Annotated in this window: 28 protein-coding genes and 2 tRNA genes; 18 read left to right on the top strand and 12 right to left on the bottom strand. The window is 59.0% G+C overall.

The genetic code is table 11. From position 1 onward, the window contains the following. Positions 1-6: 6 nt before the first annotated feature. Complete coding sequence (locus tag AAD018_RS13940; RefSeq protein WP_367315548.1) at positions 7-795, top strand: amino acid ABC transporter ATP-binding protein; 789 nt, start codon at positions 7-9, stop codon at positions 793-795. On the opposite strand, the gene AAD018_RS13935 is transcribed toward AAD018_RS13940, so the two are convergent. The 5 genes from AAD018_RS13935 to ttcA all read right to left on the bottom strand — a co-directional run bounded on the left by AAD018_RS13935 (position 773) and on the right by ttcA (position 5712). Then, the gene (locus AAD018_RS13935; RefSeq protein ID WP_412005283.1) at positions 773-1282 is read right to left on the bottom strand and encodes a SixA phosphatase family protein; all 510 of its coding nucleotides are present in this window, start codon (positions 1280-1282) and stop codon (positions 773-775) included. The genes AAD018_RS13940 and AAD018_RS13935 overlap by 23 nt on opposite strands. 1 nt (position 1283) lies before the next feature. Beyond that, positions 1284-2153 (bottom strand): acetylglutamate kinase, encoded by an 870-nt coding sequence (argB, locus tag AAD018_RS13930; protein ID WP_367315550.1) that lies wholly within the window; start codon positions 2151-2153, stop codon positions 1284-1286. 55 nt (positions 2154-2208) lie between these two features. Further along, a complete protein-coding gene (yihA, locus tag AAD018_RS13925) occupies positions 2209-2862 on the bottom strand; it encodes a ribosome biogenesis GTP-binding protein YihA/YsxC (protein WP_367315551.1) in 654 nt (217 codons plus the stop codon). 24 nt (positions 2863-2886) lie between these two features. Then, positions 2887-4713, bottom strand: coding sequence for a membrane protein insertase YidC (gene yidC / locus AAD018_RS13920; RefSeq protein ID WP_367315552.1), 1827 nt, complete (start codon positions 4711-4713; stop codon positions 2887-2889). A 150-nt stretch (positions 4714-4863) separates the two neighbouring features. Next, positions 4864-5712, bottom strand: coding sequence for a tRNA 2-thiocytidine(32) synthetase TtcA (gene ttcA / locus AAD018_RS13915; protein ID WP_367315553.1), 849 nt, complete (start codon positions 5710-5712; stop codon positions 4864-4866). A 45-nt stretch (positions 5713-5757) separates the two neighbouring features. Here ttcA and AAD018_RS13910 point away from each other — a divergent pair, with 45 nt between their 5' ends. Next, the gene (locus AAD018_RS13910) at positions 5758-6351 is read left to right on the top strand and encodes a DUF1353 domain-containing protein (protein WP_367315554.1); all 594 of its coding nucleotides are present in this window, start codon (positions 5758-5760) and stop codon (positions 6349-6351) included. Here AAD018_RS13910 and yidD read toward each other — a convergent pair. Genes yidD through rpmH form a run of 3 tightly spaced genes read right to left on the bottom strand, consistent with a single transcriptional unit; the run spans position 6252 to position 7075 of the window. Further along, entirely contained in the window at positions 6252-6530 is a 279-nt protein-coding gene (gene yidD, locus AAD018_RS13905) for a membrane protein insertion efficiency factor YidD (protein ID WP_367315555.1), read from the bottom strand. The two genes, AAD018_RS13910 and yidD, sit on opposite strands and share 100 nt — an antisense overlap. Continuing rightward, the gene (gene rnpA / locus AAD018_RS13900; protein ID WP_412005282.1) at positions 6527-6925 is read right to left on the bottom strand and encodes a ribonuclease P protein component; all 399 of its coding nucleotides are present in this window, start codon (positions 6923-6925) and stop codon (positions 6527-6529) included. Before rnpA ends, yidD begins: the two co-directional genes overlap by 4 nt. A gap of 15 nt (positions 6926-6940) precedes the next feature. Beyond that, positions 6941-7075, bottom strand: a complete 135-nt coding sequence (rpmH, locus tag AAD018_RS13895) for a 50S ribosomal protein L34 (protein ID WP_072775959.1) — start codon at positions 7073-7075, stop codon at positions 6941-6943. A 329-nt stretch (positions 7076-7404) separates the two neighbouring features. Between rpmH and AAD018_RS13890 the strand changes: the two genes are divergently transcribed. The 5 genes from AAD018_RS13890 (at position 7405) to AAD018_RS13870 (ending at position 12607) form a co-directional block, all read left to right on the top strand. Beyond that, positions 7405-8136, top strand: a complete 732-nt coding sequence (locus AAD018_RS13890) for a TVP38/TMEM64 family protein (protein ID WP_367315556.1) — start codon at positions 7405-7407, stop codon at positions 8134-8136. A 3-nt stretch (positions 8137-8139) separates the two neighbouring features. Beyond that, positions 8140-9588 (top strand): dihydrolipoyl dehydrogenase family protein, encoded by a 1449-nt coding sequence (locus AAD018_RS13885; RefSeq protein WP_367315557.1) that lies wholly within the window; start codon positions 8140-8142, stop codon positions 9586-9588. A 25-nt stretch (positions 9589-9613) separates the two neighbouring features. Then, complete coding sequence (locus AAD018_RS13880; protein WP_367315558.1) at positions 9614-11014, top strand: sensor histidine kinase; 1401 nt, start codon at positions 9614-9616, stop codon at positions 11012-11014. A 53-nt stretch (positions 11015-11067) separates the two neighbouring features. Next, a tRNA-Arg gene (locus tag AAD018_RS13875) sits at positions 11068-11144 on the top strand. Between the two features lie 185 nt (positions 11145-11329). Further along, entirely contained in the window at positions 11330-12607 is a 1278-nt protein-coding gene (locus AAD018_RS13870) for a phage integrase (protein WP_367315560.1), read from the top strand. A 364-nt stretch (positions 12608-12971) separates the two neighbouring features. Here the strand turns inward: AAD018_RS13870 and AAD018_RS13865 are convergent, their stop codons facing one another. The 3 genes from AAD018_RS13865 to AAD018_RS13855 form a co-directional block, all read right to left on the bottom strand. Further along, a complete protein-coding gene (locus tag AAD018_RS13865; RefSeq protein WP_367315561.1) occupies positions 12972-13211 on the bottom strand; it encodes a hypothetical protein in 240 nt (79 codons plus the stop codon). Between the two features lie 379 nt (positions 13212-13590). Further along, positions 13591-14043 (bottom strand): Lar family restriction alleviation protein, encoded by a 453-nt coding sequence (locus AAD018_RS13860; protein WP_412005281.1) that lies wholly within the window; start codon positions 14041-14043, stop codon positions 13591-13593. Between the two features lie 705 nt (positions 14044-14748). Next, a complete protein-coding gene (locus AAD018_RS13855; RefSeq protein WP_367316616.1) occupies positions 14749-15114 on the bottom strand; it encodes a helix-turn-helix domain-containing protein in 366 nt (121 codons plus the stop codon). Between the two features lie 11 nt (positions 15115-15125). On the opposite strand from AAD018_RS13855, the gene AAD018_RS13850 reads away from it, so the two are divergent. Further along, a complete protein-coding gene (locus tag AAD018_RS13850) occupies positions 15126-15407 on the top strand; it encodes a helix-turn-helix transcriptional regulator (protein ID WP_367316615.1) in 282 nt (93 codons plus the stop codon). A 348-nt stretch (positions 15408-15755) separates the two neighbouring features. On the opposite strand, the gene AAD018_RS13845 is transcribed toward AAD018_RS13850, so the two are convergent. After that, positions 15756-15977 (bottom strand): hypothetical protein, encoded by a 222-nt coding sequence (locus AAD018_RS13845; protein WP_367316613.1) that lies wholly within the window; start codon positions 15975-15977, stop codon positions 15756-15758. A gap of 48 nt (positions 15978-16025) precedes the next feature. On the opposite strand from AAD018_RS13845, the gene AAD018_RS13840 reads away from it, so the two are divergent. The 10 genes from AAD018_RS13840 to AAD018_RS13795 all read left to right on the top strand — a co-directional run bounded on the left by AAD018_RS13840 (position 16026) and on the right by AAD018_RS13795 (position 23815). After that, complete coding sequence (locus AAD018_RS13840; protein ID WP_367316612.1) at positions 16026-16259, top strand: hypothetical protein; 234 nt, start codon at positions 16026-16028, stop codon at positions 16257-16259. Then, positions 16232-16618 (top strand): hypothetical protein, encoded by a 387-nt coding sequence (locus AAD018_RS13835; RefSeq protein WP_367316611.1) that lies wholly within the window; start codon positions 16232-16234, stop codon positions 16616-16618. Before AAD018_RS13840 ends, AAD018_RS13835 begins: the two co-directional genes overlap by 28 nt. A 38-nt stretch (positions 16619-16656) precedes the next feature. Then, a complete protein-coding gene (locus AAD018_RS13830) occupies positions 16657-16824 on the top strand; it encodes a hypothetical protein (RefSeq protein WP_367316610.1) in 168 nt (55 codons plus the stop codon). Continuing rightward, positions 16811-17047, top strand: a complete 237-nt coding sequence (locus AAD018_RS13825) for a GcrA family cell cycle regulator (RefSeq protein WP_367316609.1) — start codon at positions 16811-16813, stop codon at positions 17045-17047. The genes AAD018_RS13830 and AAD018_RS13825 overlap by 14 nt, the downstream gene beginning before the upstream one ends. A gap of 324 nt (positions 17048-17371) precedes the next feature. Further along, complete coding sequence (locus AAD018_RS13820) at positions 17372-18496, top strand: DUF7146 domain-containing protein (RefSeq protein ID WP_367316608.1); 1125 nt, start codon at positions 17372-17374, stop codon at positions 18494-18496. Then, the gene (locus AAD018_RS13815; protein ID WP_367316607.1) at positions 18477-20366 is read left to right on the top strand and encodes a phage/plasmid primase, P4 family; all 1890 of its coding nucleotides are present in this window, start codon (positions 18477-18479) and stop codon (positions 20364-20366) included. The genes AAD018_RS13820 and AAD018_RS13815 overlap by 20 nt, the downstream gene beginning before the upstream one ends. Positions 20367-20844: 478 nt before the next feature. Further along, positions 20845-21465 (top strand): hypothetical protein, encoded by a 621-nt coding sequence (locus AAD018_RS13810; RefSeq protein ID WP_367316606.1) that lies wholly within the window; start codon positions 20845-20847, stop codon positions 21463-21465. A gap of 219 nt (positions 21466-21684) precedes the next feature. Then, a complete protein-coding gene (locus tag AAD018_RS13805; RefSeq protein WP_367316605.1) occupies positions 21685-22302 on the top strand; it encodes a hypothetical protein in 618 nt (205 codons plus the stop codon). Positions 22303-22583: 281 nt separating this feature from the next. Beyond that, positions 22584-23612 carry a PAS domain-containing protein gene (locus AAD018_RS13800; RefSeq protein ID WP_367316604.1) on the top strand — a complete coding sequence of 343 codons (1029 nt, stop codon included), beginning with the start codon at positions 22584-22586 and terminating at the stop codon, positions 23610-23612. 127 nt (positions 23613-23739) lie between these two features. Then, positions 23740-23815, top strand: a tRNA-Met gene (locus AAD018_RS13795). The last annotated feature ends 5 nt before the right edge of the window (positions 23816-23820 follow it).

Here is a 23820-nt window from a genome sequence, read left to right as displayed (position 1 = left end):
TCACACATGACCATGACCGAAGACATGCACCTCGACACCTCGCAGATGAAAGTCTCCGACGAGGTCGCGATATCTATCGATAATATGAATAAGTGGTACGGTAGCTTCCACGTTCTACGCGATATCGATCTTACTGTTCATCGCGGGGAACGGATTGTGATTTGCGGTCCATCCGGATCCGGGAAATCGACACTCATTCGATGCATCAATGCTCTTGAAGAGCATCAGCAAGGTCGGATCGAGGTCGATGGAACGGTACTGTCATCAGACCTCAAAAACATCGACAAGATCCGGTCCGAGGTCGGAATGTGCTTTCAGCATTTTAACCTCTTCCCGCATCTGACGATCTTGGAGAACTGCACCCTTGCGCCGATCTGGGTGCGCAAGACGCCAAAGAAAGAAGCCGAGGAAACGGCGATGCACTTCCTGCGGAAGGTGAAGATCCCCGAGCAGGCCGACAAGTATCCTGGCCAGCTTTCGGGCGGCCAGCAGCAGCGTGTCGCCATCGCCCGATCCCTCTGCATGCGGCCTCGGATCATGCTCTTTGATGAGCCGACTTCAGCGCTCGATCCCGAGATGATCAAGGAAGTTCTCGATACGATGATCGAGCTTGCTGAAGAGGGGATGACGATGCTCTGCGTCACCCACGAGATGGGTTTTGCTCGCCAGGTCGCGAACCGTGTGATCTTCATGGATGACGGACAAATCGTCGAGCAGAATGAGCCAGAGGCGTTCTTCAGCAATCCTCAGAACGAACGGACAAAGCTGTTCCTCAGCCAGATCCTCGGTCACTGAGCAAGTCTCGGGGCAGCACGAAGTCCAGTACCTTGGCGGATCCCTCCGCCAAGGTTGGCCAATCTTCGATTTCGTAAACGGTCGTTGCGCCAGTCGGATATCGCAAGAAATCATGATGATCCGGCGGCGTTGCCGCGAGAGCTTCTGAGAAATGTGCGATCCCGGGGTTGTGCGCGATGAGGATCGTTGTTCCCTGACCATGCTCTCTGAGCGTATTCAGAATGGTCTGCTCTGAGGCGCAATAAAGAGCGTCGAAATAGATCGGGTCGGGGGCATCGCTGGCATGTTCGGCAATCAGATCCCAAGTCTGCCGCGTTCTCGTGGAGCTTGAGACCAGCGCCCGGTCGATGCGGCCAATGTGTTCGGCCATCCACTTACCCAAGGCTGCTGCTGACTTGCGGCCTCTGCCGGAAAGAGGCCTCGCTTCGTCGCCGGTCATGGCTCCTGACCAATCGGATTTGGCATGTCTGGTGAGGATTAGCTTCATGTCACTGAGGCGCCGATCGAATGATGGATCCGGCGCCGTGCTCCGTGAAGAGCTCAAGCAAACATGCATTCGGCGCTCGCCCATCGAGGATGACAGCGGCCCTCACGCCGCTTTCAATCGCTTGTAGCGCCGTTTCGGTCTTGGGGATCATGCCGCCCGCAATAACGCCATCGTTCACTAGCTGACCGATCTGCTCAACGCTCAATTCGGTCAGGACATCACCGCTTGCATCCTTCACGCCCGCGACATCCGTCAGGAGCAGCAGCCGGTCCGCCTTCAACGCCCCGGCAATCGCACCGGCAGCCGTGTCGCCATTGATGTTGAAGGTCTCTCCTGCGCGCCCCGCCCCGATCGGAGCGATCACGGGGATCGTGTCGCTCTTGAACAGGGTATGAAGCAGACTCGTGTCGATCTCGACCGGGTTGCCGACAAAGCCAAGCTCCGGCGTTGCGGGTTCGCAAATCATTAGGCTTGCATCTTTACCCGATAGTCCCGCGGCCCGCCCACCTTGTCCGTTGATTGCCTGTGTGATCGCCTTGTTTACCTGACCGGATAGGACCATCTCGACAACTTCGACCGTGGCGGCATCCGTGATACGCTTGCCATCAATGAACCGAGATGGAATTTCCAGCTTGTCCAGCATGCTGTTGATCATCGGCCCGCCGCCATGGACGATGACCGGGTTCACACCGACCTGCTGCATCAGGACGATATCGCGGGCAAAGCCGTCCAGCGCCTCGCGACTGCCCATCGCATGCCCGCCCAGCTTGATAACGACGATAGCCCCGTCATACCGCTGTAGAAACGGAAGCGCCTCGCTTAGGGTCCGGGCGGTGGCGATCCAGTCGCGGCTCATGTCACGGGGCTTCATTCTGTCGCATCGTCCGGGCGAGATATCCGGTTCGATCCAGTCTGTGAAGGGAGGTTCATTCAAGGCCTGCGATGATCGCACGCAGTGTCGCGATCCCATCACCCGTCTCGGATGACGTCATCACAATCTCTGGGAACGCGGCGGGATACTTCTGCAAGGCCTTTCGTGTCAGATCCAGCGCACGCTCTTTGTCCGAGGCCTTCACTTTGTCCGCCTTGGTCAAGACGCATTGAAACGTAACCGCAGCTGATCCGAGCAGGGACATGATCTCTTCGTCTACCGACTTCACACCGTGCCGGGCATCGATCAACACAAAGGCCCGGCGCAGGTTTTGCCGTCCGGTCAGATAGGATTTAAGCAGGGCCTGCCACTTCTGGACCACTGGCAGCGGAGCATTCGCAAACCCGTAGCCGGGCAGGTCCACCAGATAGTGGCTTTCTGCCAAAGTGAAGAAGTTGATCTCCTGTGTACGGCCCGGCGTATTCGACGCACGTGCCAAGGCCTTCTGGCCTGTCAACGCATTGATCAACGTCGATTTGCCGACATTAGAGCGCCCGGCGAGGCAAATCTCAATCCGATCCGCAGGCGGCAGACCCGACATGGCAACAACGCCCTTCAGAAACTCCGTCGATCCGGCAAAAAGCTTGCGACCGGCCTCCTGGATCTCCGGCTCGGGATTCCCGGCCAGTGGGAAGGGTAGATCCGCCATAGGTTCAGATCCGTCCGGCCCGCATCACTTGTTTTTGGCCTCTGCTGTCTTCTTCCCGCCACCAAGGATATTTCCGAAGACATCCGGCTTGATCCCCTGACTGCGCATGATGAGATACTGCTGCGAGAAGGTGATCATGTTGTTCGCAATCCAATAAACAACCAGTCCGCTGGCAAAGCTGCCGAGCATGAACATGAAAACCCAAGGCATCCATGCAAAGATCATCCGCTGTGTCGGGTCTGTTGGGGCCGGGTTCAGCTTCTGCTGAAGCCACATGGAAATCCCCAGAAGGATCGGGAGGATCCCCAGCGAGAAGAGGAAGAAGATCGAACCAACCTCGGGCGTTCCCCATGGCAGCAGGCCAAAGAGGTTCAGGATCGAAGAAGGATCGGGCGCTGAAAGATCCCGGATCCATCCGAACCAAGGCGCGTGGCGGAGTTCGATCGTGACGAAAATCACTTTGTAGAGCGAGAAGAAGATCGGGATCTGAAGCAGGATCGGCAGGCAGCCTGCAGCCGGATTGACCTTGTTGTCCTTGTAAAGCTTCATCATGCCTTGCTGAAGCTGCTGACGATCATCGCCCGCCCGTTCCTTCAGCTTTTCCATTTCAGGCTGAAGCTCTTTCATCTTCGCCATCGAGACGTAGGATTTGTACGCAAGCGGCAGAAGAACTGCCTTGATGATCAAGGTCAGGACAATGATCGACCATCCCATATTCCCAATATAAATATTGAGGAAGTGGAGCAGCGCGAAGATCGGCTTCGTAAGAAAGAAGAACCAACCCCAGTCAATCGAGTCGATGAAGCGCGGGATATCCCGCTCGTTCTCGTAGGTCCGGATCGCCTCCCATTCCTTCGCACCGGCAAACAGCTTGCTCGCCTGCGATACGACTTCGCCGGGGGCGACGGTTTGAACCGGAAGAATGATCTCGGTCTGGTAGATGTCCTGCCCGCTACTGTAACGTGCAACGGACCGGAATGGAGTGCCGGTCGGCGGCACCAGCGTTGTCATCCAGTATTTGTCCGTAAAACCGATCCAGCCACCTGTCTCGCCCCGACGCTGCTGATCGGATGCATCAAGCTCGGTCAGATCGGAATAGCTGATCTGATCGGTTCCCTCGTCGCTCAGCCGAATGACGCCTTCATGCAGGATGAAGAAACCCGTCAGATCCTCAGGCTCTCCGTGACGCGCCACCAACCCATAGGCTGCCATGTCGGCGGCTTGACTGCCGGTATTCTCAACGGACTGTGTGATGTCGAAAAGGTACTCGTCATCTACGCGAATTTCACGGCGGAAAGTCAGTCCAGCACCATTGTCCCAGCGCAGAACGACAGGCTCTCCTGGACGTAGTGTGCCCCCGCTTTCAATGTCCCACTCGGTCGACGCCCCCGGAACGGCCTCTGCGTCCACACCAGATCCGCCGATCCAGCCATAGAGCGCGTAATAGGGGGCGTCCGTGCCCAACGGTGACAGAAGCTGGACGATACCGGAATCGTCCTCCAGCGTTTCGTTGTAACCCTTGAGCGCAAGTTGATCGATGCGCCCACCGATCAGAGAGATTGATCCAGCGAGGCTTGGCGTGTCGATTTCGATCCGGTCTGCCCGCCCGATCTGGGCCTCGATATCGGACACGCTCTGTTCTGGCGTAGCCGTTGTCGAAGTTGTCCCATCGAGTGATGGTGGCTGTGCAACCTCTGGCGTTCGTGACGGATCAGCCGGTTGCGCCAGCTCCGTGGCCGGCGGGGTGTCGGATTGAACCGGCGGCTCTGGCGGGAAGAGCACGAACCAGACCATAAGAACAAGAAAGCTCAGAACTGAGGCCAGAATAATGTTCTTGTTCTGATCATCCATAAGGAGCTGCCGTGCGTGATGTCGGGAAAAATGAGATTTGGCCGGTTGAACAGGGGGCCGTCGCTGACGTCAAGTCGATTCCAGTCTCAGATAAGCAGTGAAGCATCATGCAGCAAGGCGGCAAACCCATATCAAAGGGGCCTTGCCAGGTCACTTGTCTGTATCCGATCCTGCGTTTTCCCTTACCAGTCCGGCAAAATCGAACAGTGACGGGTCGAGCATATGGGACCGGCGCACATTCGTGAGCGACTTGAAAATGACCTGCCGCCGACCGGGGCTGTTTCGCTCCCACTGGTCCAACATCGCTTTTATTTGCTGGCGCTGAAGACCGTCCTGACTTCCACATAGGTCACAGGGAATGATGGGATAGTTCATTGCTTTGGAGAAGCGGTCACAGTCGATCTCTGCGACATGCGCGAGAGGCCGGTAGACAAAAAGATCTCCGTCTTCGTTCAGCAGCTTCGGAGGCATTGTCGCAGTCCGTCCGCTGTGAAACAAATTCATGAAAAAGGTCTCGAGAATGTCGTCGCGATGGTGACCCAGAACGACCGCCGAACATCCCTCCTCGCGCGCGATCCGATAAAGATTGCCACGCCTTAACCGCGAGCAAAGGGCGCAATAGGTTCGCCCCTGCGGAACCTTGTCCATGACGATAGAATAGGTGTCTTGGTATTCGATCCGATGACGCACGCCCATCCGTTCAAGGAAGTCGGGCAGGACTGTCGCCGGAAAGCCGGGCTGACCCTGATCGAGATTGCAGGCCAAAAGCTCGACCGGAAGCAGGCCGCGCCATTGCAGCTCGTGCAGGATGGCAAGCAACGTGTAGCTGTCTTTGCCCCCTGACAAACAGACAAGCCAGCGTGTGCCCGGTTCAACCATGCCATACTGGTCAACTGCTTCACGAGTCTGCCGGACAAGACGCTTGCGCAGCTTGCGAAACTCCGTCGTTGCAGGAGCGCCCTCAAAAAGGGGATGAATATCGTCAATGTCGTCGAGCATCGCAGGCTCCATATCCTTTGGACCGCAGACAGGAAAGGTTTCTCGATGGATCAATTCGATCATCCGCGCCGTAGGCACGATCCCTATCCCGATCATTGGTCCAGGCTTGGAGGGTTTTCCTATCGCGATCCCCTCGTGCTCGTCCGTCTGAAGGATGCGGTGCGCCTTCGAACCGGGGAAGATGCCGATTTCATCACGGGCGCCCCGTTTGGGGTCCTGATTGAGGTGGATCGGCACGTCCGGAAGCTCATCGTTCCACCTGGTCTGATCACCGACTTGACCTCCGTTCCGGTGATCGCGCGCTGGACCGTCGGCCGGGTTGGGCCGTGGCTCGAGGCCGCAATCGTTCACGACTATCTCTATATTGCCTGGCAGGATCAGCCCCACCCTGTCGCCCGGGACCGGGATCGCCTGTTCGCCGATCTCGTCATGCTGGCCGGGATGAAGGCGGCCCGGGTAGGCCTCCTTCGCCGGTATGCGATTTTCGCGGCGGTTCGGCTTTTCGGTGGCTTCGGATACCGCCGCCGGACTCGTGATCGCTATGCGGACCTGTCGGATGTCGACTGGGCCTTCGTTCTGCCAGGAGAAGCGCTATCGCTGCCGGGGACATTGTCGATACCCGAGCCACCCCAGGGGTGACACCGGCTCAACCGGCGAAGCGTCAGCCAGCCGCCTTTGAGGCCGCCATGCCGCTGGAGCGCTTCAAGAGCGTAGACAGAGCAGGTGGGCTGAAACCGGCAGCCGTGACCCACCCACGGGGACAAAACAAGCCGGTAGGCGCGGATGGGTAGCGCGATGATATGAGCAAGCGGCGTCATTTTCCATGGAGCTTGCGAAGGGCGCGTCCGAAATCCTCTTTCAAGACATCGAAGGGCAGCGTGGCTGTCATCTTGTGTCGTCCGATCAGCACATAGTCCCAACCGCCTTGCCCATCTTGCGCGAGCCCCTGTCTGGCGATCTCCCGCAGGCGCCGCTTTGCCCGATTGCGGGCCACTGCGTTCCCGACCTTCTTGGAGCAGGTATATCCCACCCGGATCCCGGGTCCGTCCTCACGGCGGCGTCCCTGAAGAACGAATCCGTCCGTCACGACCCTCCTCGCCCGCGCCAGACGCAGAAAATCCGACCGCTCCTTCAAAACGGTCGGCATAAACGTCAAAGCCGCGGAGGGAAACCCCGCGGCATCGGTTGGTTTATCGGGTTCGGCTGTCAGCATGGCAGCCAGACCGGATCACGCGCTGAGCGACTTCCGGCCGCGTGCGCGACGGGCGTTCAGAATCTTGCGCCCGGCTTTCGTTGCCATACGCGAACGAAATCCGTGGCGCCGCTTGCGCACGAGATTGGAAGGCTGAAAGGTGCGTTTCATCGCGTCTCTCCGGTTCAGAGGTCGATCCGCGTTATGGATCAAGACCTGTCATATATCGAAGCCCGTGCATTAATTGCCTCTCTTGCGCGTGTCAATCGCCCAAGCGCCTTGGAAAACCTGCAACAAGGAGCGCGGACGGGGCGTCACATTGTTACAGGTCCGCCGACTCTGGCATCGATCCTGAAACATGCGCAGCCGGTTTCGCTCAAACTCCTCACCGCAGCGTGAGAAGGCCATCAACCGGCTGTGAGCCCTCTATCCGTCGCGGTGAACTCTCGTCATCTGTAGCCCAGCCCCGCCCAACGGGACCTGATTGGAGAGCCAAGGATATGACACGAGACGAGACGTCCCCGCCCAACGCCATGCTGCGCCGTTTGCCCCTAATCGTGATCGGGCTTGCCGCCGTCCTGGGTTTCTTTTTCCTCAGAGACTACTTCACCTTTCAGACCCTCGCGGACAATCGGGAAACCCTGATCGCGTTCCGCGATAGCAACTATATCGCGACGGTCCTCGTGTTCATGGCAGTCTATATCGTCATCGTCGGATTCTCTCTGCCCGGCGCCACGATCGCGACACTGACGGGTGGGTTTCTCTTTGCAACGTTTCCCGGGGCGCTCTTCAACGTCACGGCGGCAACGATAGGAGCCATCGTCATCTTTCTCGCCGCACGGTGGGGCCTTGGAGAGCGGCTCGCTGCCAAAATGGATGCGTCCGATGGCGCGGTGAAGAAGATTAAAGCGGCGATTGACGACAGTCAGTGGGAGGCGCTCTTTCTGATCCGTCTGGTGCCCGCGGTGCCCTTCTTCGTCGCCAATCTGGTTCCCGCCCTCGTCGGGGTCCCGCTTGTTCGGTTCGCGGTCACTACATTTCTGGGCATCATTCCCGGCGCGGTCGTCTATACCTCCGTCGGGGCGGGCTTGGGCGAAGTCTTCGCCCGCGGAGAGACGCCCAATCTTGGCATCATCTTCGAGCCCCACATCCTCTTCCCGATCCTCGGCCTGTGCTGCCTGGCCGCCCTTCCAATCGTCCTCAAGGCCGTGCGCGGCAAGAAAGGGATCTGAGTCATGACACAGACCGCAGAACCAGCCCGCACAGCCGATCGCATCAAAACTGACATCCTCATCATCGGCGCAGGATCCGGCGGCCTTTCGGTGGCGGCCGGGGCGGTCCAGATGGGCGCAAATGTAGTCCTGCTCGAAGGTCACAAGATGGGCGGCGATTGCCTCAACTACGGATGCGTTCCCTCCAAGGCGCTGATCGCGGCCGGCAAGAAGGCTCACGCGATGCGCTCTGGCGGCGGCTTCGGCGTCGAGCAGGTCGATCCGTCCGTGGACTACGCTCAAGCGAAGGAGCACGTCCATAAAGTGATCGAAACCATCGCCCCCGTCGACAGCCAGGAGCGGTTCGAGGGTCTGGGAGTCAAGGTCATCCGCGAATACGGCCGGTTCATCTCGAAGACTGAGGTGCAGGCAGGAGAGACGATCATCGAGGCCCGCCGGATCGTCATCGCAACCGGATCCTCTCCTCTCGTGCCGCCGATCCCGGGGATCGACGAGGTCGAAGTTCACACGAATGAAACGATCTTCGACCTTCGTACCAAACCCGAGCATCTTCTCATCATCGGCGGCGGCCCGATCGGTATGGAAATGGCGCAGGCCCATATCCGGCTCGGATCGAAGGTCACGGTCATCGAAGGACAAAGAGCCATGGGAAAGGACGATCCGGAGCTGGCCGCGATCGTTCTCGACAAACTCCGGGCCGAAGGCGTCGAGATCATCGAAGAGGCTCAAGCCGAAAAGATCTCGGGCAAGGACGGCGAGATCACCGTAAGTACGCCCAAAGGGGATTTGACGGGCTCGCATCTTCTGATGGCGGTGGGGCGCAAGGTCAATCTCGACAAGCTCGACCTCGAAATAGGCGGTGTCCGGTTCAAGCGCGGCGGCGTCACCACCGGCGACGATCTGCGCTCCGTCTCAAACCGCAGCGTCTATGCCATCGGAGATGCGGCGGGGGGTTATCAGTTCACTCATGTCGCGGGCTACCATGCCGGGGTCGTCATCAAGTCGATGCTCTTCGGCCTGCCTTCGAAGGCCAGACAGGATCACATCCCGTGGGCCACCTACACCGATCCCGAACTGGCCCAGGTCGGGCTGACCGAGGCCGAAGCGCAAAAGAAATTCGGGTCCAAACTGAGCGTAGTTCGGTTCCCCTACGACGAAAATGATCGCGCCATCGCCGAAGGCAAGACGACGGGTCTCGTGAAGGTGATGGTCGTCTCCGGCCGTCCGGTCGGCGCCTCCATCGTTGGCGCGCAGGCGGGCGAATTGATCGGCATGTGGGCGATGGCGATTGCCAACAAGCTCAAAATGACGGCCTTATCTAATACCGTGCTGCCCTATCCGACCTTGATGGAGGTCAACAAAAGGGCGGCAGGGGCGTATCTTGGCCCGAAGATCTTCGAAAGCGATCTGGTGAAATGGGTCGTCGGCACGGTTCAAAGGTTTTTGCCCTGAAGGATCAAAGGCAGGGAAGGCGAACATGATCAAATCACTTTCCGGCCGTTTTCTGGTTCTGACGACCGTCTTCGTCATGTTGGCGGAGGTGCTGATCTTCGTGCCATCCGTCGCGCGCTTCAGGGAAGACTATCTGCGATTGCGACTTGAACGCGCACAGATCGCCTCATTGGCGCTACTGGCCGATGACATGATCGACCGCGAGCTCGAGAAAGAGCTTTTGACAAATGCCGGCGTCTACAACGTCGTCCTGCGCCGGGACGAGATCAGCCAGCTAATCCTGTCGTCGCAGATCCCGGCGCCGATCCATGCCACCTTCGATCTGCGTGATCCGACCGCCTGGGAACTGATCCGCCATGCCATCGAGCGCCTCATCGATACCGAAGAGCGGGTCGTCCGTGTCATCGGCGAGCCGGTTCGCGAAGGCGGTCTCCTCATCGAGGTTGCCATGCCGACGATGGATCTACGCGACGAGATGATCGCCTATGGGATCCGGATCCTGTTCCTGTCGGCCCTGATCTCCATCGTCACCGCGACATTGCTCTTTCTCGCCGCACGCCGGTTCATCGTTACACCGATCAAGGGCGTTGTCCGCGCCATGCAGCGCTACGCTGACGCGCCCGAGGACAATCGTCGCATTATCGAACCGAAGGCTAGCGTCACGGAACTCAGAGAGGCCGAAGAAGCCCTGCAATCCCTGCAATCGCAACTGACCACCGCCCTGCGCCAGAAAGAGCGTCTGGCCCAACTCGGTGGTGCGGTCGCTAAAATCAGCCATGACCTGCGGAACATCCTGACCTCCGCTCAGCTCTTCACGGACCGGATCGAGACGTCCGAGGATCCGCTGGTCACCCGGATGGCACCCAAGCTTGTCAACTCCATCACGCGGGCCGTCTCCTTGTGCGAAAGCACGCTCGCCTTCGGCCGGGCCGAGGAGCCCCCGCCGACGCTCGACCGGCTCGCTATCAACCGCATAGTAGAAGACGTCATCGACAGCGAGAGGCTGGCCGCTGGCGATTATCCTCTTGAAATCGCTGACGAGGTCCCGGCAGGCTTGGTCGTTCGCGCCGACGGAGAGCAGCTGTTTCGCGTCGTCTCGAACCTGGTCCGCAATGCGCGTCAGGCCATCATGGCCACCGGCGATCCCGGTCGCATCTGCGTCTCCGCTTGGGAAGACGACACGGCATGGTGGATCGAGATCACCGATACCGGCCCCGGCCTGCCCCCAAAAGCGCAGGAATATCTCTTCCAGCCGTTTCAGGGTGGCGCGCGCAAGGGCGGCTCAGGCCTTGGTCTAGCAATCGCAGCAGAACTCATTCGCGGTCACGGCGGAACTCTCGAGCTTTCCAGAACAGGGGACGAGGGAACATCCTTCAAGATCTGTCTCCCCAAAGGAGACGCCATGTCCCTCTTGGCCGCCGGATAGGCGTTTGGGCCTTGCATTGCCCGAGGTCGGAAGCTATCCCCGCCACACTCTGCGCGCTGGTAGCTCAGTTGGATAGAGTACCTGACTACGAATCAGGGGGTCGGGGGTTCGAATCCTCCCCAGCGCGCCATTTTCTCCCCGCAAAATAATCATCCAAGACATTGATAACTAATGATTAAATCCCGTCTTGATCGTTCGGATCAGCCAAGATTTGCATGCGTTTTTGCTGAACAACTTGCCAACACCCGCGCCGATTCCTAGGCTCCGGATCATGCATGGTCGCCCCGATTCCCGTCCCCGTCCCCGACGCGCCGCGTGATCTTCCGACGCGGAAAGAAGGGGCTTTTTACCCATGCCCGCAGGCGACCCAAACGCTTCGAACCCGTAGATGAGCGCGAGATTATCTACACCGCACTCAGAACCGACCAAGAGGCAGTCGCCCGAGCCAAGGCCGCCGAGATCGAGGCGATGCAGGACGCCTATTGGGAAGCACGGTTGGCCGGTCACGATGCCCGCGCGGCCGCCTATTTCGACGCGCTCAAGGACATTGCCGCGCGCCGTGGCTTCGCCTACCGGCCGGCGCAGGACCTCGCTTCGGCGGAGCTTTCCGAGATCCTGCGCCGCGCCGAGGCGATCACCTCCGCATCCTCCAACGCCCGGCCGGATCTCGAAGCCGCTCTCTTGGGCGCTGCCGAGCCGATCTCGATCCCTATCTCCAAGCTCTTCGAGCGCTATGAGGACCTTACCCGGGATAGACGCATCGGCTACAGCAGTGATCAGACCCGGCGCTGGCGCAACCAGCGCCTGAAGGCCACGGCTAATTTCATCAAGGCGATCGGAGACCGAGAGATCGACAAGATCACCCGTCAGGATGCGCTCGGCTTCCGCGCCTGGTGGTGGAAGAGGGTCGAGGCTGGAGAGGTGCAGGCGGCGACGGCAAACAAAGACTTTACGATGCTGGGGGCGATGATCGCTGCCATTCGGGGTCTGGAGCAGACCGATCGGCCAAACCCGTTCCACGGTATCCGCTTCGAGCAGCAGACCGGCAAGCGACTGCCGTTCTCGCCGAAGTGGATTCAAGATAGGCTCTGTGCTCCTGAGGCCCTCTCTGCGCTCAATTCGCAAGCGGCCGATATCCTGCGCGCGATGATCAATACCGGCGCTCGGCCCTCAGAGATCTGCGCATTGCGCCCGGCCCAAATCCGTCTTGAAGCGCCCATCCCGCATATTGCGATTGAGGAGGGGGACGCCATGCGCCTGAAGACCCCCCATTCCCGGCGCGATATCCCATTGGTCGGGATCTCGCTGGCCGCCCTCAAGCGGCACCCGAACGGCTTCCCGCGTTATTTCGACAAGCCTTCGAGCTGGTCCCAGCTCGTCAACGATCATCTGCGCGCGAGCGGCCTTGCAGAGACTCCGAACCATACCGCCTACGGCCTGCGGCACAGCTTTTCGGACGCGCTGCAAAACGCCAACTGTCCCGACCGAACCCGTAAGGAGTTGATGGGGCATCGGGTCGAGGGCATGAGCTACGGCGCTGGCGCGCGTCTTGATGTCAAACGGGATTGGATTGATCGGATTGGATTCGGCTGAGTGGATCAGCTCGGCCGCAAGCGCTCCGATTTAAGGAAACGCGAGGCGCGCTCGACCGCTTCCTCTTGGGCCTCGGCCGCGTCCAACTCGCTTTCAAGGCGTTCGAATATCGGTGCGTAGACCTCGCCGCCCGGCCGCTGCATTGCCTCAGCGACAGTGACAAGAGCCGCTCTTATGCGCGCCTTGTGATTCACGGCCGGCCCACCATCACGGCGCGTCGGCAATGACTTGTCGAATTCGAGTTAGGAGGCGGAGGCAAAGCACGGCTCGGCAAGGTCACACCCCATGTCAAGTCCGCCGCCGCCGGCGTAGAGGGACAAGCCGACTTGGGGAGGTAGCACCTTGCCATCCGCCTGCGCCGTACTCAGATTTTCATCGCTTGATCGTCGACGATACGCCACGCGCGTGGATGGTTGTCGATGACGTCGGCATTGCGCAGCTCGCAGACCACGTAGGTCTGCATATTCGTGGCACGGGTTACCTTCGCCGCCTGAGCCGCCAGCATACAGTCGTGAAGGCTTGGCATCGCGCTGACTTCTTTTTCGGCGCAGCCCCCTTCGACTGTCAGTCCCGCACAAAGAACGAGAGTCCAGATGAATTCCATAATCTTCCTCCTATCAAATGAAATTGAAACCGTTGACCTTCGGGTAATAAACCAACAACAGCGGCGACCCTTCTCGCCTTAGGTTGCGGGTGCAATTGTGCCGCTCCACTTTGACGAGATCTAGGCGGATCGCCTCAATACCGATCTGAAAGACGACTAAGTCGATCATTGATGGAACTCCGCGATCCGCGAGCGTTCTGCCTGATCTTCGTGACGTGCCAACGTCATCAGCCGGCCAAGGATGGAGGAGGCATTGCGATCAAGAGCGCCTCGCTGAGCGGCGGAGGCGTGCGCGGCTCCGCTCGGTACGGAGCAACCTCAACCCCGCTCAGCGAGGCGCTTCGAAGGGGGGTGTTACGACCCCTGCGCGCCTGAACGGTCACCAAAGCACCCCCTGGGCGGCGATAAAGGCGAGTAGCCCCGTTGCGAAGGCGCAGATGACCAGCAGTATCAATTCGATATCTGTCCGATTCACAAACCAATCGCGCATCTGCATCCACGGCGACCGACTGCAGATAATCGCCCTGCGGTCTGCCAATCTGGCCGCGTGGGACGGACCCCACTTCGCGTCTTGCATCTCCTCGGCGTGGATCTGGAAATCATCGATGACCGTCGGCAATTGAGATCTGGCACCGCCAACCCCGCCAAATGCCATCTGGACGAACCTGCGGTTCCATAGATCCGCGATATCTCGACCCTCGCGATGTCGTGGCCCGGTTGCGCCGCAGGCCTTGCATGCGACCTGCTCAAATCCAAACATCCGATACATCTCAGGCGGCATGATCAAATCACGCGATCCACACCACGGGCACGGCAATAAATCCGTCGTCATACCACTTCCTCCGAGAGTTTGGTTTTCGCTATGCGGGTCCGCGTTGCGCATGGGTTCCACACCCATCTCAGGACACCACGTGAATGCGCCGGTCGAGCTTACAACGGTCGCGCGCATCAGCATTAAGCCGAGTCATATTCACCCGCTTGCCACGAGCAGACATGAGGCTAGCCCATGCAAGTGTTCGGAGCTGATAGTTGCGCCGGGCGACGTCAGGATTGCTTGCCACAGCGCGGGCGCCAAGTGTCTCTACCGCGCATGAGATGTGGACGAACGACCTCATGTTTAGCACCCGGGAGCTTGCTGCGCCGGAGGCGGGGGCGGCAGCATCGGAATTGGCGGCGTGCCGTCATCGTCCCATTCGGATGCGATGGCGATGATGGTTCCGATAGGTTGACCGCACGACCGTGAAAGTCGCACAGCAGCAGGTTCCAATTGGAATAATGTCGTTGGAAATCTGTCGGTTTGCATACATCTGGCTCCTTCTGAAGCTCAGATATATGCCTGACAGGCATAATCCGTCAATGCCTGACAGGAATGTTTTTCAATAACACCCGCCGCGCAGCTACACTGATTGGTAGAGCGAAGCGCTGGGTTCGCAATTATTCATAGAATGGGAGGGGGCCTTGAAAGAAATGCTGGCCAAGCTTTCGACTCACGAGCTTTGGGCTTATGCGTGCATTGTTTTCGGTTCCAAAGCGACCCTCAGCGGCGACTCATTGACTCCAGAACTGTCAACGCGGCAGATCGATGATCCTCCGGAAGATCGTCGGCCGCCCGCAAAACGCGATTGATGAAGTCACTTGCACCGAACAGCGTGACAGGCTCGACCTCCAAGCAAGTTGCAAGCTTGTTTATCTGTCGGAGAGTGATGCCATCATAGCCGCTCTCGATCTTTGAGATCGTCCCTTGGCTCATCTCTGCCATTTCGGCCAAATCTGCCTGAGATAGGCCTCGCTGCTCTCTGATCTGCTTTAGGTTCTTCATGGGATGCAAATTGCACGCGTCATGATGAGCTAACCAGCCGCTAGTAGGAATAATATTCTTGACGGGCATATTCTTCACAGGCATATCCTCATCCCATGAGTTCGCTTGCACGATATCTGGAAGATCGAGGTGAAACGCAGCAGCAGTTTGCGAAGCGCATCGGCATGTCGCAGCCAAACGTCTCGAAGCTCTGCAGCGAGAATCCTAGGCTGAGTTTGTCTGCAGCTCTGCGCATTTCCGATGCAACAGACGGAGAAGTGCCGGTAGATTCCTGGTCCCAATTCAAGGTCCTCGGTCAAACTCAAAATCGAAATGCTGAGCAGTATACTAATCGAAGTGGGGGCATTTCAGAGCGTCTTCAAGGAAGCGGTTCATGACCGCTCCAGCAAAAGCTAACATTGCATTCAGTCGCGTTTCGAACGGAAGGCCACGCGCCGCTAAGAGCAAAGAGCCTTCCAGCCGCCGCCCGTCGCGTTGTTCTCACTCGCTCCGGCGCGGGCGGCGGCTTCAAGTAATTCCGGCGGGGCAGCGTCCTCCGCTTCAATCAATTCAGGTGTCAGCCTCGCTGAAAAGCATGACGCCTTCGCGGCCTGATCAACAGAGACAACCTGGTTTCGGTGTGCCTGGTTGCGAGGCACAGGGCCGTGCCGCCACGACGGATATAGGGGGCCTGAGCCGGGCCCCAACTGAGCTCGTGGGCGAAGCCGTACCGGCGGCAGGCCATCTCAGATCACTTCGGAAGGGCAGGGGATGACGGCATTCAAAGCCCCGACACGTACTGCGAGGGCCCGGATCACCCAAGCCGAGCGGGACCGGATCACGTCCTGGATGCGCATTCTCGTCAGAGCGCCCGGCATTGCTCGGACGGATCGCCGTTTCTGCGCGTCGATGATCGCAAAGGAAAACCGAGGCGGGTTCTGGCCGTCGTCGAAGGAGGCATGGCGCATGCAACGCCTGATCTTCGAATTTCGCAATCGCAATAGGGAGACAGCCGAATGAGCAGCCCGTCTGACGAAGCTATTGTCGAGGATGTCTATAACCGCGCGGCCGAGTTTGCCAACGCGATCCAGCGAGCCGAGGAGGCCGGGCTTGATGTCCGAATGTTGGTGAACACGCCGTCAGACAGTCCGATTGGGATACGCCAGCGCGTGAATTTCTCCGTGTCCGTGCAGCGGATTTATCAGCGGGAAACATACGGAAAATGTCTGATTACGATGGTTTCGGCATGAGCAGCCTGACCGCCGAAGAGCGCCGCCTTATCGATGCGGCTATGAAGCGTGGGAAGGTGCAGAGAATCGCACGAGGCGCCACCGGTCTGGGCGAGTACCGCTGGAATGAGGAGCAACAAGATCTCGTCGCGGTGGATGATCGGAACTGCCTGAGCAAGAAATGGCGCGATCGCCAGAGGACCAAGGCAGACCGTCGACGCAGCACAATCGAGCGGGATCTGAAGGCAGGTCGCACGCTTTCTCAAATCGCTCTCGATTGGGGCGTCCATGAATCAACGGTTCGGGAAGATTGCCGTCGCCTTGGTCTCAGTGTTTCGAGCGACGGTCGGCTCAAGATACTCCTCGAGGCGCCGTCTTGACGCCTCGCGTTTTCCCTCTGGATAGCTTGGCCGTGGAGATGTCTGCGGATCCCAAGTTTCCGAGCCTGACCCGGTACCGGATCAGCTTTGACGGGATCGAAAAGACGGTCGTGATGGACGGCTATCTCAAGCCGTCGATGGCCGATGAACTCGATGCCATTGCAGCCTTCATTCGGACACAGGAGGGCTATCATGAGCCCACATAGCTCCGAATGGACCGATCAACGGCTGTTGCAGCTGATGCATCTGAAGGATGTTGAGGGTCTCACCTTCGCTCAGATCGCGGTCCGCTTCTCTGTGTCGCGCAGTAGTGTAATCGGCGCCTATCACCGTATCGACAAGGCGATCCGAGATGAGCCGCTCGATCGCCATGACGGGTCTATGTCCGTGCGGTGGTGGGCCGAGCGGAAGGGGGGGCAGCATGCCTAGTCGCACGCCCACCCCCGAGGAACGGGCGTTGCTGCATCTCGGGGGTGCGCTTGCATGTCGGTGTTTGCCAGTAAGCGAACAGGCCGTAGTGATCTCGGAGATGAACCGGCTTCAGCGGATCGTCCAAGAGCGTACATTCACCCGAGAGTACGAAGACCGAGAGCTTCATGATACTACGGTTCGTTTGTTGGCGATCGCCAGAGATCTCGCGTCTCTCCATCATAGTGATCGAACATTTATCCAAGTAATCACTGACCTCCGTCACGTGATTCAGATGTCGCATCTAACCCTCGCGGAGCGCTGTCTTGGTCGGAGGATCGGCGAATGACACAGGCCGATGACGAGAGGCTCTTCGAGGCCCGACTGATCCCGATCAAGGAAATTGCCGATCGATTGAAGATCGAGGGCCTTAAGCCTGCAAGTCATGAGCTGGTTGGGCCTTGCCCTAAATGCGGCGGGACCGACAGGTTCGCGATCCACCCCGATGATGGCGTCTTCAATTGCCGGGCCTGCGGGGGCGGCGATGGGATACGGTTGGTCGAGCATGTCCTCAATTGCAGTTTCCGCGAGGCTATGGATTGGCTGGTCGGCGAGCGCCAGGTTGAGCTGACCGGGGCGGAGAAGGCGGAGCGCAAAGCGGCCCATGAGGCCGCCGAACAAAGACGGCAGGAGACAGCCGCGCGCAAGCGGGCCGATGCGATCCGGATGGCCCGCGCGCTCTGGGCTGAGGGGTGCATCTTTTCCGGAAGCACCGCTGAGACCTACCTCACCATGCGCGGGATCGAATTCGACACACCTCCACCTGCGCTGCGGTTTCACCCGAACCTTCGCTACATGCATATGATCGATGGCCAATGGACGGAGTTGCATCGCGGCCCGGCCATGCTCGCCGCGATCTTGGCCCCTTCGGGTCAACTGATCGGGGTGCACCGGACTTGGATGGATCTGTCCTCGCCGAAGTCGAAGTGGAAGGTCATCATTGAGCATGACGGCAAAATGCTCGACGCCAAGAAAGTTCTAGGCTCGAAGAAGGGCGGGGCAATCCGCCTGACCCGCCTCGACAAGCCGTCAGTTCTCGTCATGGGGGAGGGGATCGAGACGACGTCGACAGCGATGGTCGCGCGCCCCTTGCCCGTCGCGGATTATTGGTGCGGCGTCGATCTCGGCAACATGTCCGGCAGGATGCGGAAAGTTCAGGGTAAGCGCTATTCCGGTCTGCCGGACCTGAACGATGAGAACGCCTTTCTTCCGCCCCCCTGGACCAAGCGGCTGATCTACCTGATGGACGGCGATTCCGATCCAAGAATGACCCGTGCCAAGCTCGAATCCGGGCTGAAGCGGGCGATAGCCCATAGGGCCGACCTGCGCGCACAGATCGTCCATGCCGGGGAGGGTGTCGACCTCAATGACGTGTTGATTGGGGAGCTCAATGACCAACAAGACGGATAAGGTCAGAGCGGCCTTTGATGCCGCCGAGGATGTCACGCCAGACGATGATCTTCCCGATCAGATCGATGGCGAAGATCCCGGGCCGACGGGCGGCTATGATGGCGGTCAGCCACCCGGCGGGGGCGAGCATGGTCCGCCCGATGGCATCCCAAGCCCTGAGATCGAAGGCGCAAAGCAAAGTCTTAACGATACCGGCAACGCAAATCGCTTTGTCCTCTACTGCGGGCAGGACTGCATGTTCGTTCCGCGCGTGGGTTGGCATGTCTGGGACGGCAAACGCTGGAAGCTCGACCCAGACGGGATAGCGGTTCGTGGCCGTGCCCAGTCGATCCATGAATGGATCGAGAAAGAGATCCCGCATCTTCAGCTCAGCGCGACCGAGCGGCGGCGCGTCGATCGTCTCAATGCGATCCGGATCGATCTACGCGACTTCGACAAAGCCTATCCGGACCTGTCCGAGGATGAACGCGTCGAGAAGCGCCAGCAGCTCCTCGCGGAAAAGGACAAGCTGAACGGTGAGCTTTGGGGGCGCGGATCGTCCCGCCAGCGGCATAAGACCTTCGCGCGCTCGGCCGGCAATAGCGGTTCGATCAAGAACCTGCTCACGGAGGCGACAACGATGCTAAATCGCGAAGTTGAGGATCTCGATGCTGATCCTCTGACCGTCAACACCGAAAGCGGGATCCTGCGCTTCACCGTCACGGACATGCGAAAGGATGGTGCCGGCAAACAGGCCGAAGTCGGTCTGATACCCCATGAGCGGATCGTTGCGATCGAGGGTCGCAATCGGCCGCAATACATCACCAAGCTGATGCCTGCGATCTACGATCCAGACGCGACCTGCCCGAAATTCGATAAGTTCCTCGAAACGGTCCAACCCGATCCGGCGATGCGGGCTTTCCTGCAGCGGTGGTTCGGCCTGTCGATGACGGCCTTGCCGGTCCAGAAGTTCCTCTATTGCTACGGGATGGGCGCCAATGGCAAATCGCTCCTGGCGGGCCTAATGCGCCGCATGCTGGGCGACTATGCCACGATGGTGAAGATCGAAAGCCTGACGGGCAAGAACCGCAAGTCAGGCTCGGATGCCACTCCGGACCTCATGCGCCTCATAGGCGCCCGTGCCGCAATCACTAACGAGCCTGAAGAGGGCGAGCGGCTGCAGGAACAGAAAGTTAAGGAGATGACCGGCGGCGACGAGATGCTTGTGCGCAGCTTGCACAACGACTTCGTCGCCTTCACGCCCTACTTCAAGCTGACCTTCACCGGGAACCACAAGCTCGAAATCCGCGGCACCGATGACGGGATCTGGCGGCGGCCGCTGCTTTGCCCGTTCGAGGTGCAGATCCCCGAACGCCAGCGCAATGAGAAGCTGGGCGATGAGCTCTTCGACGAAGAGCGGTCCGGCGTCCTGAACTGGATGATCGGCGGCCTGCTGGATTATCTTGAGGGCGGGCTGCAGGAGCCGCCGCAAGTCCTCCAGGCGACCGAAGAGTACCGCAAGGATAGCGACCCGATCGGCGATTTCTTGGCGACGGCCTGCGAGATCGATGGGGGATCGGACTTCCTGCCCTCCCGCGATCTGGTCGACGCCTGCTATCTGTATCTGCTCGAGAACACCGCGCATGCGTGGCAGCCGGGCAACCTGCAGCGGAAGATCAAAGAGCGGAACGGCAAGTATCGCCATCCCCGAACAGGCAAGACCTACAAGCGGCACAAGAAAAACGGCATCTGGGGCTATACGGGTATCCAGCTGACGGCCGACATCCAGAGCCGCCTCGCTGATGCGCCTCGGGACGCCAAGGGCCTGCCCATGCTGCGCAAAGATGGCTCCAGCGGCTACATCCCGCCAGACGACGACGACTTCGCGTGATGGGTCGGGTGGCATATCCCTTTGAAACCGCCACCTGCACCCCGCACCCCTTCACCCAGAAACATCGAAATTTGGGGCAGAATTCAGACTTCTGCCCCAAAACGGGGCGTGTCTTGCGAAGACGCGCGATCCGAAAAGATGCGCACCTACAAACGCTTACCGGCTTTTCGGGGCAGCTAGGGCGCATAGGGCAGAAATCTGAGAGGTACACGTGTGCGCGAGGGTCCGGGGGTCCGGGGACCGTCCCAAATGGAAGGTCTCTCACGTGTAGGTCGAATTTATCTGCCCTATGCGCCCTAGCTGCCCCGGAACGTCAATTATTGCTTATACATCAATGGGTTATGAGAACTCTAATTCGAGTGAAGTTCTGCCCCGTCACCCGGTGTTCTGCCCTAGCCGCCCCAGATCACTGCTCACCTACTCAACATCTTCCGCTTCTCTCTTTCGAGAGAACAATATCTAGAGAAAGGACGTAAAAATGACGCTGATTGCGATCAAAGATCGAGGATCGAACAAGGCAAAAGCCCGCTGCGATAGCTGCGGCAAGGAAGTGACCTTCTCCTGCCGCCATGAAAAGACCGAGGGCGGCAAGCGTAGCCCGAACCAGGCCGACGCCCTGGCCAAGCTTATCGGTCTCGGCTGGACCGACGCCGATGGAGCACTGCAGTGCGATGAATGCTCAATGGCGCGGGCGGCCAAGGATGCGGCGATTGCAAAAGTCGCAAAGGGCGATATCCGTCAGCCGACGCGGGCGGAGCGCCGCGAGATCGCCGACCTTCTCTCGGAGGTCTATGACGTCGATGCCGAGCGCTACAAAGGCAGTGACACTGATGACAGCATCGCGGAGGTCATTGGCGTCATGCCGGGCTGGGTGGCCGCTATCCGTGAGGACATGTTCGGACCGTCTGGCGAAAATGAAGACATGGTCTGCCTCGAGGCCCAACTCGCCGACTTCCGAAAACAGGCAGATGAGCGGCTTCTGATGGTCGAAGCGGCGACCGATGCTCTACGCAAATCTGTCGACCAAGCCGCATCAATGTCTGAGCAGTTGCGACGGATCAAGGCCGCTGTCGGTCAGCGCATCTCGCGCCGGGTGTAACGCAGTTCGACACGCAGAGGTCATCCTATGGGCAAAATAACAAAAGAAGAGCAGGCGGCGATCGACCGATACTTGGAAGGCCGGCCACCAACGAAACGGACAAGGGCCAAAATCATCCGGCACCCGGCCTGCTATCCAGACCGCATCGCGCCGGAACGTGGGTCCAATTTCGGCCCGCGACCTGCAGCGGATCAACGACGGGACATTTTGCGCCGGGAAATGAGCGCGATCGAGGCGCTCGAATGGGCGTTCGGTCGCGAAAAGGTCGGGCTGGATCTGCCGGATCCGCGCAGCCCGGAAGAGCGCGGATCCGGCTTCGGGATGGAACACGTGCTACTGGAGCGGGCGCGGCTTGGAGGAGTGCGCATCGATACCTCGATCGGTCGAAGCTCGGCTCACGAGGATGCGGAAGTGATTGCGGCCGTCCTATCAGCGCTACCGCAAGCCGTCGGCGGCAAGCGTATGGCAATTCGGATTGCCGAGCTGGCACGAGCCGGGCGGCGACCGGACTGGATGCCCGATGCACAACCGCGTCTCGAGCCGTTGGCGCTCAATGGTCGGGGGTCGGCAAAGACCGAGATCTGCGAGATACTTCGTGTCAAACGGCGGGTTCGAACGGGAGCGCGAGGGGATCGGTGGTTCAATCGCAAGGTAGAGGTTCGGTGGTGTCCGTGTCGATGGGTGCCGGATCAAGCTCAGATAAGCACGGCTCGCAGCGCCTATGTGCGCTGGTGGATTGCGCTTGATCGGTTTCGAGTCGATCTGATCGGCAAGGGTATGCTTCGATCTGTTGTCATCGCGCCGGATATGCCGCCATCCTCACCTTGGAGACACTAGAGATGCGCCGTTAGCCTCGTGTCTTCCTCCCGTCTTTGTAGCTTTCGTGATCAACGCACTCACTGGAATGGTGTCGACAGGTCTCTACGCGGGCTCCTGCAGAGATCGGCCATAAGGATTTGATTAACTTAAGTTAAGTTGACAGATTAACTTACGCTAATCGTTCCAGCGACAAACGGTCGCATCCGTAGGTCTTTGTTTGATATGATTGAAAACAATCCAAGTTAACCAACCGGAGTGCTCCTTACGGCGATTTGCCGACCGAAAAATAAGCGAGAAAGATGACGATATCAGATGACCAGATAGGTGAGCCCCGTCGCCTAAGTGAAGAAGAAGTCGGAGACATTGTTCTGAGATCCGACGTGGCTATGGTACTTACGAACCCTAATCTAGACGACAATCCAATCGTTTACGTCAACTCTGCCTTCGAGGCGATGACTGGCTTCACAGCGAATATGGCTATCGGCCGTAACTGTCGTTTCCTGCAGGGGGACGATCGAGAACAGCCGCCGGTGGATAGGCTGCGTGATGCAATCGCTAGCCGACAGGATGTGATTGTCGATCTGATGAACTACCGCTCTGACGGCAGTCAGTTCAAGAACCGCCTTCGGGTGTCGCCCGTTTTCGCGGAAGACGGTAAGGTTGAGTTCTTTCTTGGATTGCAAAACGACGTCTCGAAGGGCAGCGCTATTGCGACATTCGATGATCTGGATGAACAGCTCGCCGAGATCCAGCATCGGGTCAAAAATCATCTCTCGATGGTTGTCGCGCTCATCCGGCAAGAAGGGAGATCCTCTGGAGCTTCGGGCGACTTCTCAGCTCTGTCGCGCCGCATCGAAAGCCTGCAGCTGCTCTACGAAGAAATGATGAATACGACCAGTGATGGAACGATAGCGATCGGTCCGTATCTCGGTCGCGTTGCCAATACGATCGCGCATCTCGATGGCCGTGCAGGGATAAAGGTAAATGTCGACTTTGATGCAGGCGAGGTGCCGCTTGATACGGCTACACAGGTGGGACTGATCCTCTCGGAGTTGATGACCAATACACTTCAGCACGCGTTCAGAGATCGGCAAGCTGGTACGATGGAAGTGTCCAGCTCAGTTCTTCAGAATGGTGGTATGCGTCTCATCGTAGCCGACGATGGCGTCGGCTTCGGCGATGAAGAGTGGCCCAACAACGAGAGCAATGGCGGTCGGATCGTTGATGGACTGGTGAAGGGCCTAGACGCCGAGCTGAATGTTTCCTCCAGTGACTACGGCGCCGTCATCACGATCGATATTCCGGTGGAGAAGGTTCAGTCGAAGTAGAGATGTCGAGCGACTAATCCCGACCAAGTCTGTCTCAGATACTTGACGTGGCACAGGGCTTATGATTGACATTTTGCCAGCACGTGTTTCGCGCCCGGAGGAGAGATCCTACCGGGCGCGTTTCGTTTGTGGGGTGGAGCAGCGGTCAGCTCGCCGGTCTCATAAGCCGGAGGTCGCAGGTTCAAATCCTGCTCCCGCAACCAGACAC

The sequence above is a fragment of the Aestuariibius insulae genome, assembly GCF_040783535.2.
In the GTDB taxonomy this organism is placed as follows: domain Bacteria; phylum Pseudomonadota; class Alphaproteobacteria; order Rhodobacterales; family Rhodobacteraceae; genus Aestuariibius; species Aestuariibius insulae.
The sequence above is the reverse complement of the archived record's forward strand: the minus strand, read 5'-3'. Positions and strand labels throughout refer to the sequence as shown.